14 protein-coding genes are annotated in these 12,451 nt (G+C 65.5%); 10 read left to right on the top strand and 4 right to left on the bottom strand.

The window, feature by feature from the left end:
- The first annotated feature begins 10 nt into the window (after positions 1 to 10).
- The 7 genes from ACTZWT_RS12260 (at position 11) to flbD (ending at position 7,325) form a co-directional block, all read left to right on the top strand.
- Positions 11 to 1,099, top strand: a complete 1,089-nt coding sequence (locus ACTZWT_RS12260) for an FAD-binding oxidoreductase (RefSeq protein ID WP_444769965.1) — start codon at positions 11 to 13, stop codon at positions 1,097 to 1,099.
- 664 nt (positions 1,100 to 1,763) lie between these two features.
- Positions 1,764 to 2,039 carry a CtrA inhibitor SciP gene (gene sciP, locus ACTZWT_RS12255; protein WP_002714638.1) on the top strand — a complete coding sequence of 92 codons (276 nt, stop codon included), beginning with the start codon at positions 1,764 to 1,766 and terminating at the stop codon, positions 2,037 to 2,039.
- A gap of 176 nt (positions 2,040 to 2,215) precedes the next feature.
- Entirely contained in the window at positions 2,216 to 3,817 is a 1,602-nt protein-coding gene (gene fliF / locus ACTZWT_RS12250; RefSeq protein WP_444769964.1) for a flagellar basal-body MS-ring/collar protein FliF, read from the top strand.
- A 3-nt stretch (positions 3,818 to 3,820) separates the two neighbouring features.
- Positions 3,821 to 4,909 carry a flagellar motor switch protein FliG gene (gene fliG, locus ACTZWT_RS12245; RefSeq protein WP_444769963.1) on the top strand — a complete coding sequence of 363 codons (1,089 nt, stop codon included), beginning with the start codon at positions 3,821 to 3,823 and terminating at the stop codon, positions 4,907 to 4,909.
- A complete protein-coding gene (locus ACTZWT_RS12240; protein ID WP_444769962.1) occupies positions 4,909 to 5,526 on the top strand; it encodes a FliH/SctL family protein in 618 nt (205 codons plus the stop codon). Before fliG ends, ACTZWT_RS12240 begins: the two co-directional genes overlap by 1 nt.
- Before the next feature lie 18 nt (positions 5,527 to 5,544).
- Positions 5,545 to 5,895, top strand: a complete 351-nt coding sequence (gene fliN, locus ACTZWT_RS12235; RefSeq protein WP_444769961.1) for a flagellar motor switch protein FliN — start codon at positions 5,545 to 5,547, stop codon at positions 5,893 to 5,895.
- 50 nt (positions 5,896 to 5,945) lie between these two features.
- Positions 5,946 to 7,325, top strand: coding sequence for a sigma-54-dependent transcriptional regulator FlbD (gene flbD / locus ACTZWT_RS12230; protein ID WP_444769960.1), 1,380 nt, complete (start codon positions 5,946 to 5,948; stop codon positions 7,323 to 7,325).
- 228 nt (positions 7,326 to 7,553) lie between these two features.
- On the opposite strand, the gene ACTZWT_RS12225 is transcribed toward flbD, so the two are convergent.
- Genes ACTZWT_RS12225 through ACTZWT_RS12215 form a run of 3 tightly spaced genes read right to left on the bottom strand, consistent with a single transcriptional unit; the run spans position 7,554 to position 8,352 of the window.
- Positions 7,554 to 7,709 carry a hypothetical protein gene (locus tag ACTZWT_RS12225; protein ID WP_444769959.1) on the bottom strand — a complete coding sequence of 52 codons (156 nt, stop codon included), beginning with the start codon at positions 7,707 to 7,709 and terminating at the stop codon, positions 7,554 to 7,556.
- Between the two features lie 57 nt (positions 7,710 to 7,766).
- Positions 7,767 to 8,042: a DUF1488 domain-containing protein gene (locus ACTZWT_RS12220; RefSeq protein ID WP_444769958.1), complete on the bottom strand. Its 276-nt coding sequence runs from the start codon at positions 8,040 to 8,042 to the stop codon at positions 7,767 to 7,769.
- A gap of 40 nt (positions 8,043 to 8,082) precedes the next feature.
- Entirely contained in the window at positions 8,083 to 8,352 is a 270-nt protein-coding gene (locus ACTZWT_RS12215) for a hypothetical protein (protein ID WP_444770293.1), read from the bottom strand.
- Positions 8,353 to 8,567: 215 nt separating this feature from the next.
- On the opposite strand from ACTZWT_RS12215, the gene ACTZWT_RS12210 reads away from it, so the two are divergent.
- Both ACTZWT_RS12210 and ACTZWT_RS12205 read left to right on the top strand, forming a co-directional pair.
- Positions 8,568 to 9,377 (top strand): transglutaminase-like domain-containing protein, encoded by an 810-nt coding sequence (locus tag ACTZWT_RS12210; protein ID WP_444769957.1) that lies wholly within the window; start codon positions 8,568 to 8,570, stop codon positions 9,375 to 9,377.
- A gap of 66 nt (positions 9,378 to 9,443) precedes the next feature.
- On the top strand, positions 9,444 to 10,553 hold the full coding sequence (locus ACTZWT_RS12205; protein ID WP_444769956.1) for an ATP-dependent DNA helicase: 1,110 nt from the start codon (positions 9,444 to 9,446) through the stop codon (positions 10,551 to 10,553).
- A 127-nt stretch (positions 10,554 to 10,680) separates the two neighbouring features.
- On the opposite strand, the gene ACTZWT_RS12200 is transcribed toward ACTZWT_RS12205, so the two are convergent.
- On the bottom strand, positions 10,681 to 11,376 hold the full coding sequence (locus tag ACTZWT_RS12200; RefSeq protein WP_444769955.1) for a class I SAM-dependent methyltransferase: 696 nt from the start codon (positions 11,374 to 11,376) through the stop codon (positions 10,681 to 10,683).
- Between the two features lie 287 nt (positions 11,377 to 11,663).
- On the opposite strand from ACTZWT_RS12200, the gene ACTZWT_RS12195 reads away from it, so the two are divergent.
- The gene (locus ACTZWT_RS12195; protein WP_444769954.1) at positions 11,664 to 12,191 is read left to right on the top strand and encodes a Dps family protein; all 528 of its coding nucleotides are present in this window, start codon (positions 11,664 to 11,666) and stop codon (positions 12,189 to 12,191) included.
- Positions 12,192 to 12,451: the final 260 nt, after the last annotated feature.

Here is a 12,451-nt window from a genome sequence, read left to right as displayed (position 1 = left end):
GCGCGCGGCGTTGATCGAAGGCGGCGCCTATGGTCCTGCGCTGGAAGCGCAGCTCAAACCGCACGGCATGACGCTGCGGCATTTTCCGCAGAGCTTCGAATACTCCACGCTCGGCGGCTGGATCGCGACCCGCTCCGGCGGTCACTTCGCCAGCCTCTACACCCACATCGACGATTTCGTCGAAAGCCTGCGGGTGGTGACGCCGCGCGGCGTGATGGAAACGCGGCGGCTGCCGGGGTCGGGCGCAGGGCCGAGCCCGGACCGGATGTTCATCGGTTCCGAAGGCATACTCGGCGTGATCGCGCGCGCCTGGATGCGGCTGCAATCGCGGCCGACGTTTCGCGCCGGGGCGTCGGTGCGCTTTGCGGATTTCTTCGCCGCGGCCCGTGCCGTGCGCGCAGTGGCGCAGGCCGGCCTGTATCCGTCGAACTGCCGCATCCTCGATCCGCAGGAAGCGTTCAACACCGGCGCCGCCGACGGCAGCGTCGCCATCATGGTGCTCGGCTTCGAATCCGGTGACCATCCGGTCGAGGCCTGGATGGCGCGCGCGCTCGAATGCTGCGCCGACCACGGCGGTACCAAGGAAGAAGCCGATGCCGCCGAGGCGCATCTGGCAGGCGCCGCGGGGTTGTGGCGCAACGCCTTCATCCGGATGCCCTATGCGCGCGAGTTTCTGACGCCGGCGGCGCTGATCAACGACACCTTCGAGACCGCGATCACCTGGGAGCGCTTCGAATCCTTCCACGACAGCGTGAAGGCCGCGACCGAGCGCGCGATCCTCGACGCGACTGGTATCAGGGGCGAAGTCACCTGCCGCTTCACCCACGTCTATCCCGACGGGCCGGCGCCGCACTTCTCGTTTCACGCGCTCGGTCGACACGGTGCGCTGCTCTCGCAATGGCAGTCGATCAAGGACGCCGCGAGCGACGCGTTGCTCGACGCCGGCGGCACCATCACGCATCACCACGCGGTCGGCCGCGATCACCGCAAGTGGTACGACCGCCAGCGTCCCGAATTGTTCGCCGCCGCGCTACGCGCCGCCAAGCGCGAACTCGATCCGCAGGCCATGCTCAATCCCGGCGTGCTGATCGATCCGTAGAGCGGTTCTGCTTTTGATGGAATCGGAGCTCGCGATCCGATTGCCGCCGTCATCCTGAAAGCCTGACTGGAAATGCAGGTCGCCAAATCAACGCCCTATCCCCGTCATTGCGAGCGAAGCGAAGCAATCCAGCGCCGAGTATGAGGCTTCTGGATTGCTTCGTCGCTTCGCTCCTCGCAATGACGAACTTAAGTGCTTGATCTCGTTGCCCTCATTTTGAGTCAGACTCTGAGGTGCCCGTTGGGCCTCGAAGGATGGGCCGCAGGCGCCTCGGGTCCGCATCCTTCGAGGCGCGCTACGCGCGCACCCCGGATCAAGTCCGGGGCAGGCTCTCAGGATGACGACTCTGCACGCGAGAAGGCGACAGTGCTTCAATAGTCGATGAAGCGTCACCGCGCCGATCACGCGCGATCAATTCCAATCACCAGCGCAGCCCGTCCCGCCGGGTGAGCGCTGCAGGCGCGGGCGCCTGCGTGCCTAAATCCCGGCATTCAAAGCCGGATCTGCGGCCGTGGTTGCGACGCGCAGGATTCCGGTTACCAATCTTACGACTTTACTAATTTCGTCGATCACATCGCGGCGCTTTGCTTAGGCAATTTTTAAGCCGGGCAGCATAGGTTTACGACACACAGTATGTTGAGTGCTTGAGAGTTGTGAGTACGCCATGACAGAGCCCCACCGTCCGCGGGTCAAATACGTCATCGGGCCCGACGGGAGTCCGTTAACGATTGCGGATCTGCCTGCCCCGGGGACCAAGCGTTGGGTTATTCGCCGCAAGGCCGAGGTGGTCGCGGCGGTCCGAGGCGGCCTTCTCTCGCTTGAAGAGGCCTGCAGCCGCTACACCCTGACCGTGGACGAGTTCCTGTCCTGGCAGTTCTCGATCGACCAGCACGGGCTGGCAGGGCTCCGGACCACCCGCATCCAGCAATATCGCCAGTAATCTTCCTTACCAGATCATTAACGAATTCGCGAAAGCCGGCCCCGTTTCGGGAAGCCGGCTTTCAGCATTTCTGCAGCAATTCGCGTCCGCGTTAAGATTCGTTAACCATATGGAAACCATCCCATAGGCAAGATTTGCCTAGTCGGCTTTGTCGTGCCGAATCCGAGGGGCTGGTCTTGCAGAGTTTGCTGGGTTTCCTGAAAGGCTTGGGCGCTGCCCGGGTGATGGCGATGATTGCCGTCACGGTTGCGTTGCTCGGGTTTTTCGCCTTCGTCATCATGCGCGTCTCGCAGCCGCAGATGACGACCCTCTACACCGACCTCAGCGTCGAGGACTCCTCGAGCATCATCAAGGAGCTGGAGCGCCAGGCGATCCCGTTCGAGATGCGCAATGACGGCGCCATTCTGCTGGTGCCGAAGGACAAGGTCACCCGGCTGCGGATGAAGCTGGCCGAAGGCGGCCTGCCCAAGGGCGGCGGCGTCGGCTACGAGATCTTCGACAAGTCCGACGCGCTCGGCACCACCAGCTTCGTCCAGAACATCAATCATCTGCGCGCGCTGGAGGGCGAACTGTCGCGCACCATCCGGGCGATCGATCGCGTCCAGGCGGCGCGGGTGCACCTGGTGCTGCCGGAGCGGCCGCTGTTCTCGCGGGAAACGCCGGAGCCGTCGGCCTCGATCGTGCTGCGGGTGCGCGGCGCGCTGGAGCCGCAGCAGGTTCGCGCCATCCGCCATCTGATTGCCTCCGCGGTCAACGGCCTGAAGCCGCAGCGGGTGTCGATCGTCGACGAGGGCGGCCAGTTGCTCGCGGACGGATCGGCCAGCGCCAATTCGGCCGACAGTGCCGCGGGTGACGAGCGCCGCACCAGCTTCGAGAAGCGGATGCGCAACGAGATCGAGGCGATCGTGTCGTCGGTGGTCGGCGCCGGCCGCGCCCGCGTCCAGGTCACCGCCGATTTCGACTACAACAAGATCACCCAGACCTCCGACCAGTTCGACCCCGAAGGCCGGGTGCTGCGCTCCAGCCAGACTCGCGAGGAGCAGTCCCAGACCGCGGCGGCCGACGGCCAGGTCACCGTGAACAACGAGCTGCCGGGCAATCAGGCCCCGGGCGGCGCCGGCGCGCGGGACCAGAGCAAGAAATCCGAGGAGACCAACAATTACGAGATCTCCCGCGTCACCAAGACCGAAGTGACCGAGGCCGGCCGGGTCAACCGGCTGTCGGTCGCGGTGCTGGTCGACGGCAGCTACAGCAAGAACGAGAAGGGCGAGCTGGTCTATGCCGAGCGGCCCAAAGAGCAGCTCGACCGCATCGCGGCGCTGGTGCGCTCGGCGATCGGCTTCGACCAGAAGCGCGGCGACCAGATCGAGGTCGTCAATCTGAAGTTCGCCGAAGCCCCGCAGGTCGAGAAGCTGCCGGAGCCGAGCGGGCTGCTCGGCATGCTGCAATTCACCAAGGACGACATCATGAACATGATTCAGCTCGGCGTGATGTTCGTGCTCGGCCTGGTGGTGGTTTTCATGGTGATCCGGCCGCTGGTGAAGCGCGTGCTCGCGTCCGACCCGGCGTCCGAGGCGGCCGGCCTGCCGGCGCTGACCGACGGCAGCCTGCCGCAGATCGGCACCGACGGGCAGCCGACCGGGACCAGCATGATCGACATCGCCCAGGTGCAGGGCCAGGTCCACGCCCAGTCGGTCCATCGCGTCGGCGAACTCGCCGAGCGCAATCCCAACGAAACCGCAGCCATTGTCCGTCAATGGCTGGCCGAGCCGGCGTAATCCATGGCCGAAGCTCCCGCCACAACCAGCGGCACCGAAGACATCGCCAGCGTCGTCGCGACGCTCGCGCAGCGTCAGAACGGCCGCCCCGCCTCGAAGCCGCTGCCGGGTCCGAAGCGCGCGGCGATCCTGATGCTTGCGCTCGGCGAACAATATGGCGGCAAGATCTGGAGCCTGCTCGACGACGACGAGGTGCGCGAATTGTCCGCCGTGATGTCGACGCTCGGCACCATCGAGCCGGAAACGGTCGAGGACCTGCTGCTCGAATTCGTGTCGCGGATGTCGGCGTCCGGCGCACTGATGGGAAACTACGACGCCACCGAGCGGCTGCTGCAGCGCTATCTGCCGGCCGATCGCGTCACCGGCATCATGGAGGAGATCCGCGGCCCCGCCGGCCGCAACATGTGGGAGAAGCTCTCCAACGTCCAGGAGGAGGTGCTCGCCAACTACCTCAAGAACGAATATCCGCAGACCACCGCGGTGGTGCTGTCGAAGCTCAAGCCCGAACACGCCGCCAAGGTGCTGGCGATCCTGCCCGAGGACATGGCGCTCGACGTCATCAACCGCATGCTGCGGATGGAGTCGGTGCAGAAGGAAGTGGTCGAAAGCCTCGAGCGGACGCTGCGCTCGGAATTCATGTCGAACCTGTCGCAGACCCGCCGCCGCGACGCCCACGAGGTGATGGCGGAGATCTTCAACAATTTCGACCGCCAGACCGAGACCCGCTTCATCACCTCGCTGGAAGACGACAACCGCGAGGCCGCCGAGCGCATCAAGGCGCTGATGTTCACCTTCGACGATCTGGTCAAGCTGGACGCCGGCTCGGCGCAGACGCTGATGCGCAACATCGACCGCGACAAGCTGGCGATCGCGTTGAAGAGCGCCAACGAAGAGGTACGCGGCTTCTTCCTCGGCAACATGTCGTCGCGCGCCGGCAAGATGCTGCTCGACGACATGGGCGCGCTCGGCCCGGTGCGACTGCGCGATGTCGACGAGGCGCAGGCGCTGCTCGTCAACCTCGCCAAGGATCTCGCCGCCAAGGGCGAGATCGTTCTCACCAAAAACCGCGCCGACGACGAACTGGTGTATTGATGGCTTCTCCCGCGCAGAAATTCCTGTTCGACAATGATTTCGGGGCGCCCGACAAGGCCCGCGAAAAAGCCGCCGCCGCCGACGAACTGGCGCGTGAGGTCGCCGCCGCCGAGCAGCGCGGCTATCAGACCGGTTTCGCCCAGGCCCAGCGCGAGATCCAGGCCGAGGCCGAGCGCCGCACCGCCGCCGCGCTGGAGCAGATCTCGCAGGCGGTCCAGTCCATCGCCGTCGGCATCGGCGCCGTCGAAACGCGGATGGAGACCGAGGCGGTCGAGGTCGCGGTGGCGGTCGCGCGCAAATTGTGTGCGGAGCTGGTCGCCGCCGAGCCGCTGGCGGAGATCACCTCGCTGGTCGGCGAATGCTTCCATCAACTGGTGTCGACGCCGCATCTGGTGGTGCGCATCAGCGACTCGCTCTACGAAGCCGCGCGCGAACGCATCGAGATGCTCGCCAAGCAGAGCGGCTTTGCCGGGCGGCTGGTGCTGTTGTCCGACCCGGAAATCGCCGGCGGCGACTGCAGAATCGAATGGGCCGACGGCGGCGTGGTGCTGGAGCGCGCCGCGATCGAAGCCAAGATCGGTGAACTGGTCGGACGCTACATGGCGTCGCGCCGCTAACGGGATTGAGGATTGAATATGGGCGACAATGACGGCCAGGTGCCGCTTCCCGATCTGAACGGCGCCGACGCGCCGCCGCTGGCGGATGTCGGCTACCACGAGGAAGAACAGACGTCGCGTGTCGCCGCCGATCTCGAGGCGGTGTTCGACGTGCCGGTGCAGGTCTCGGCCGTGCTCGGCCGCTCCAAGATGGACGTCGGCGAATTGCTCAAGCTCGGCCCCGGCGCGGTGCTGGAACTCGATCGCCGGGTCGGCGAAGCGATCGACATTTACGTGAACAATCGCCTGGTGGCGCGCGGCGAGGTGGTGCTGGTCGAAGACAAGCTCGGCGTCACCATGACCGAAATCATCAAGGCGGAACGCGGCTGATCGAGAGCCCGCGCGCGGCGCGGCAGGACACGGGATTACAGGAGCAAACCATGCGGCTTCTCATCGTTGGTACCCTGAAGGGCCAACTTACCACCGCGACCAAGATCGCGATCGACAACGGCGCGGCGGTCACCCACGCCGACGACAACGAGCAGGCGATGCGGGTGCTGCGCGGCGGCAGGGGCGCCGATCTGCTGCTGGTCGACGTCGCGATCGATATCCGCGACCTGGTGATGCGGCTGGAGGCCGAGCACATTCACGTGCCGATCGTCGCCTGCGGCATCGCCAACGACGCCCGCGCCGCGGTCGCCGCGATTCACGCCGGCGCCAAGGAGTACATCCCGCTGCCGCCGGATCCGGAGCTGATCGCGGCGGTGCTGGCCGCGGTCGCCAACGATTCCCGCGAACTGGTGTATCGCGACGAGTCGATGGCCAAGGTGGTGAAGCTGGCGCAGCAGATCGCCGGCTCGGACGCCTCGGTGATGATCACCGGCGAGAGCGGCACCGGCAAGGAAGTGCTGGCGCGCTACGTCCACACCAGATCGCATCGGGCGAAAAAGCCGTTCATCAGTATCAATTGCGCGGCGATCCCCGAGCATCTGCTGGAATCCGAATTGTTCGGCCACGAGAAGGGTGCCTTCACCGGCGCGGTGGCGCGCCGCATCGGCAAGTTCGAGGAAGCGACCGGCGGCACGCTGCTGCTCGACGAAATCTCCGAGATGGACGTGCGGCTGCAATCGAAGCTGCTGCGCGCGATCCAGGAGCGGGTGATCGACCGCGTCGGCGGCAGCCGCCCGGTGCCGGTCGACATCCGGATCCTCGCCACCTCGAACCGCAATCTGGCGGACGCGGTGCGCGCCGGCACCTTCCGCGAGGATCTGCTGTTCCGGCTCAACGTCGTGAACCTGAAGATTCCGCCGCTGCGCGAGCGGCCGGCCGACATCCTCGAACTCGCCCAGCACTTCGCCCGCAAATATGCCGACGCCAATGGCGTGCCGGTGCGGCCGATCTCGGCCGAGGCGCGGCGCGTGCTGACGACCAACCGCTGGCAGGGCAACGTCCGCGAGTTGGAAAACACCATTCATCGTTCGGTGCTGATGGCGTCGGGCGACGAGATCGGCGCCGATGCGATTCTGACGCCGGAGGGCGACCGGCTCGATCAGAGCAAGACGCCGCCGGCGGTGGCGCACGCCACCTTCGCGGCCGAGCAGGTCACCCGCGCGCTGGTCGGCCGCACCGTCGCCGACGTCGAGCGCGACCTGATCCTGGAAACGCTGAAGCACTGTCTCGGCAACCGCACCCACGCCGCCAACATCCTCGGCATCTCGATTCGCACGCTGCGCAACAAGCTCAACGAATACGCCGACGGCGGCCTGCCGATCCCGGCGGTGGGCAGCGGTGAGACCAGGGCGTTCGCGTCGATGGGGTAAATCACCAGATCGGCGTCATTGCGAGGAGCGAAGCGACGAAGCAATCCAGCTCGGTGCATGAACTCTTCGCCTTCCGCCTTCGGCTCGCAATGAAGAGCTTGGCGACCCTCCTCCGTCATTCCGGGGCGCGAGCGAAGCTCGCGAACCCGGAATCTGCCGCGCAAACCAACGTCGAGATTCCGGGTCCGCTCACGGCGTGAGCGCCCCGGAATGACGGTGCAGAGAGATTCACGAATATTTCGGCGCGTCCGGGTTGCGGAAGATCCTGATCGGCTCGCCGGGGGTGAGCTTCGGCGTCGTCAGCGTCGTATAGGCGTAAAGCGCCAGATACGCACAGGCGATCGCGCCGACGCCGTAGAACAGCCAGGTCGCCACACGTCGCATTTCGCCGACCCTTCATCTGCGACAGATGCCGACTCATCTCATCGCGGAAATCGAGGGCTAGCGAAAATCGATGCTGCGCAGGATGATCCCGGCCGGTTTGCCTTCGAGTTCCGCTGCCTCGAATTTGCGCTCGGCGCGCTGCTCGATGCTGGTGCGCAGCCGCATGAACTGTTCTTCGCGCTGCGCCGGCGACGTCCGCTTTGCGCCGTCGAGAAAATCCATCGCGTCGGAACTGATCGCACAGGGCACCTCGGTGTACCCATCGATCATCGAGAACAGCACCACCGAACGGTCGGTGTCGTAGCCGCGATACTCGCCGCTGGAGAATTTCATTGCGGATAATCCCTGGGTTGGGCCGACACTGCGCCGCCTGTTACGGCAGGTCGGCGCCGGCGTCGGCCTGGCGCGCGTCGCGCACCGCTTCCGGGTCGATCACGACCATTTCGAATGCGTTCTGATGCGGAGGCGCGCAAGGCAAAGTGATCATCGTCGCGACGCGGCGGAACACCGGAAACGACAGGCCCTCGATCAGCTCTTCGTCAGTGACGACATCATAGGTGCCGCCCGGTAGTTCGCGATCGATGCCGCGGAGCCGGAACGGTTGATGAAAGACGATCGATTCGCGGCGCGTTCGCGTGGTCATGGATGGCTTCTTCCTGACCTGCATCACCGACATCGCGGCGCGATCATTGATGATATTGCGCCTTTTCACCCGCAATAGCCACTGAATTCTCGGTCGCTCCGAACGGCCCCGCTCACGACATCTTGCTTTTTCCGGCGTCGACCGCCATTTAGAGACGAGCAGCCGGCGATCACTTCCGATCAAGCCCCACGGCGCGATTGCGGAGAACCAACGTCATGAAACTGCGTGTCGGCTACGAGATGATCTACGACTTTCCCCAGCCGACGCCGATGCTGATCGTGCTGGGAACCCATTTCACCCGCGCGTCCGACGTGATCGTGCCGGACTATCTGACGGTCGATCCCTCGGTGCCGATCACGCCCTATCGCGACATGTTCGGCAATTGGTGCAGCCGCCTCGTTGCGCCCGCGGGCCGGGTGCGGTTCGCCGCGGACGGCATCGTGCGCGATCTCGGCGTGCCCGACCCGGTGGTGCCGTCGGCGATCCAGCACGCCGTCGAGGATCTGCCCGCGGAGACGATCGTCTATCTGCTCGGCAGCCGCTATTGCGAGACCGATCTGTTGTCGGACACCGCCTGGAGAATGTTCGAGACCACCACGCCGGGTTGGCCGCGCGTGCAGGCGATCTGCGATTTCGTCCACAACCACATCAAGTTCGATTATCAGCACGCCCGCGCCACCCGCACCGCTCACGAGGCGTTCGACGAAGGCCGCGGCGTGTGCCGCGACTACGCGCATCTGGCGATCGCGCTGTGCCGCTGCATGAACATTCCGGCGCGTTACTGCACCGGCTATCTCGGCGACGTCGGCACGCCGAAGCCGTGGGCTGCCGGTGATTTCGCCGGCTGGTTCGAGGCCTATCTCGGCGGCCACTGGCACACTTTCGATCCGCGCAACAACGTGCCGCGGCTGGCGCGCGTGCTGATCGCGCAGGGCCGCGACGCCGCCGACGTGCCGATCACCCAGACCTTCGGCCCCAACACGCTGGTCAGCTTCAAGGTCTGGACCGACGAGATCGTCGAGTAGCCCGCGCCGGGTTGCACTGAGCGCGCAAAACGCTAGCTTGCCGGCATCGAGTCGCCGCGAGACCGCATGACCACCTTCACCCCGCATCAGGACGACGCGCTGAAAGCCGTCGGCGCCTGGCTGAAAGCCAAGCCCGGCCGCGGCGGCACGCCGCTGGTGTTCCGGCTGTTCGGCTATGCCGGCACCGGCAAGACCACGCTGGCGCGCGAGATCGCCGAGGGCGTTTCCGGCGAGGTCAAGTTCGCGGCCTTCACCGGCAAGGCCGCGCTGGTGATGCGCAACAAGGGCTGCGACGACGCCCAGACGATCCATTCGCTGATCTATCGCACCAAGGAGAGCGGCGTCGAGCAGCCGAGCTTCGAATTGTGGGACGACGCGCCGGCTTCGAAGGCCAAGCTGATCGTGGTCGACGAATGTTCGATGGTCGACGAGGAACTCGGCCGCGATCTGATGTCGTTCGATTGCCCGCTGCTGGTGCTCGGCGACCCGGCGCAATTGCCGCCGATCCAGGGCGGCGGCTACTTCACCGATTGCGAGCCCGACGTGATGCTGACCGAGGTGCATCGCCAGGCGCAGGACGATCCGATCGTGCGGCTGTCGATGGACGTGCGCGAAGGCCGGCGCCTCGAGATCGGTCGCTACGGCGAGACCGAAGTGGTGCCGCGCGACAGCCTCGACCCCAAGCGGGTGATGGACGCCGACCAGGTGCTGGTCGGCCGCAACAACACAAGGTGCGCCTACAATGCCCGCTTCCGCCAGCGCCTCAACATCGAGGACCCGCTGCCGGTCGGCGGCGACAAGCTGGTGTGCCTGCGCAACAACCGCAAGAAGGCGCTGTTCAACGGCGGGCTGTGGAAGGTGAAATCGCGCGCGCCGTCGAAGTCGAAGATCATCACCATGCGGGTGGTGCCCGACGAGGATTTCGGCGGCCGTCTCACCAAGGTCTCGGTCCGCAACGAGTGCTTCGCCGGCGGCATCGAGGACATCTCCTGGGACCAGCGCAAACCCTATGACGAGTTCGACTACGGCTACGTGCTGACCGTGCACAAGTCGCAGGGCTCGCAATGGGACGACGTCGTGCTGTTCGACGAGAGCTTCGCCTTCCAGGACAGCCGCGCCCGCTGGCTCTACACCGGCATCACCCGCGCCGCGAAGCGGCTGAGCGTGGTGGTGTAGCTCCCAGAATCTCAAAAGCCGTCATTCCGGGGCGCGCCGTCAGGCGCGAACCCGGAATCTGACACGCAGACAACCTCTGGATTCCGGGTTCGCGCTATGCGCGCCCCGGAATGACGGTGCCGGAAAGCTATCCCGCCGGCCGGGCCACGAAGGTCATGCGCCAGGGATTGTGGCCGATATTGACGTCGGCGCGGATCGCCGAGAACCCCGACGCAGTGAGCTTGCCGAGCATCTCGGCTTCGCTGTAGCGCTGCAGGCCGATCCTGGTGCGGAGTTGGCGGTAGTCGGATAGCGCGGTCCGCGCCAGCCCGACCAGGGCATCCCGCAGAAAGCCGTGCCGGGCCGCGAACCGCAGCAGCGCGGTCACGTCGCGGCCCATCCCGACTTCCGGCTGCAGGATGTCGCCGAGCACCAGTCTGCCCGAGCGGCGCAACAGGCGGCGGATCAGCGCCAGTGCATGGTCGAGTGCGGCCGGCGTCATGTATTGCGCCACCGAATTCATCACCACGAGGTCGACCGAGCCGTTCGGCAGCGCCTCCAGATCGTCGAGCGAGCGGACCTTGATGTTGGGGTGGTGAACGAACCGGGCACTCAGCCGCCCGCGGACGCCGGGCGCCGGCTCGGCGAGGATCAGCGTGCCGCATCTCTCGGCGACCTTCGGCGCGGACAGCGCCTCGCCGCAGGAATAATCCAGCACGACCGCGTCCGGGGCGCCGATATAGCCGACGATGTCCGTCGCGATCTCGTCGAAATGCACGTCGCGATGGAGCTTGCTGACATAGATCGTATGCGTCGAGTCGTAATAATCGATCCAGTCGTCCATCGATGCCTCGAAAATCGGCAGGGTTCGGGATCGGCCTTCCGCGGCTGCGGTGCCGATATCCGGCGAGCGGGCGCGCCTCGGATTCGTTCCATCACTGGAACACGGCGGAATTTGGCGCGTTGAAGCAAGGTCTATCGCGTTTCGCGGGGCGGACCAACGAATACGGTCCAAACATCCAAGAAATCGCCGTTGCGATCTGCTTGGATGGGTCCGGATTTAGCCGATCGCCCCAGCCTGACCGATCTTTAGCCCTCCCGGGCACCATCCCACTCGACAGGACAACCGCCGTGACCAAAGCCAAATCCGCTTCCATCGCTCCCGACCTCGACACCCCGACCGACCTGCCGCAGCAGTCCGTCGACAAGATCTCCGCCGCGCTCAACACGCTGCTGGCGGATGCCTTCGCGCTGTATCTCAAGACCAAGAATTTCCACTGGCACATCAGCGGCCGGCATTTCCGCGACTATCACCTGATGCTCGACGAGCAGTCCGACCAGATCTTCGCCACCACCGACGAGTTGGCCGAGCGCGTGCGCAAGGTCGGCGGCGTCACGCTGCGCTCGATCGGCCACATCGCCAAGCTGCAGACCATTCAGGACAACAACGAGGACTATGTCCCCCCGCGCGAGATGCTGCGCGAGCTGATGAACGATAACAAGAAGATGGCGGCTGCGATGCGCAAGGCGCACAAGATCGTCGACGAATGTGACGACGCCGCCAGCGCCGGCCTGCTCGAGAACTTCATCGACGAGACCGAAAGGCGCACCTGGTTCCTGTTCGAAGCCAGCCGCCAGGAAGGCGGCAACGAGGAGTGAGCCGAAGCCGAGTTGTTCATTTCGCAACGACGTCATGGCCGGCTCGTCCCGGCCATGTGCGTCTTTGATGCAGGAGTTGCACTCCCCCCCACGCACAGCGCGCTCCCTCGCCCCGCTCTTGCGGGGAGAGGGTTGGGGTGAGGGGAGGCCGCGAGTCGCTGAGTCATCAGTCGTGGTGAACCTCATTGACGCTCGGCATTGCGGAGACGCCCCCTCACCCGGATCGCTGCCGCGATCCGACCTCTCCCCGCGCGCGGGGA

The organism is Rhodopseudomonas sp. NSM, from assembly GCF_052445935.1.
Lineage (GTDB): Bacteria > Pseudomonadota > Alphaproteobacteria > Rhizobiales > Xanthobacteraceae > Rhodopseudomonas.
The sequence above is the reverse complement of the archived record's forward strand: the minus strand, read 5'-3'. Positions and strand labels throughout refer to the sequence as shown.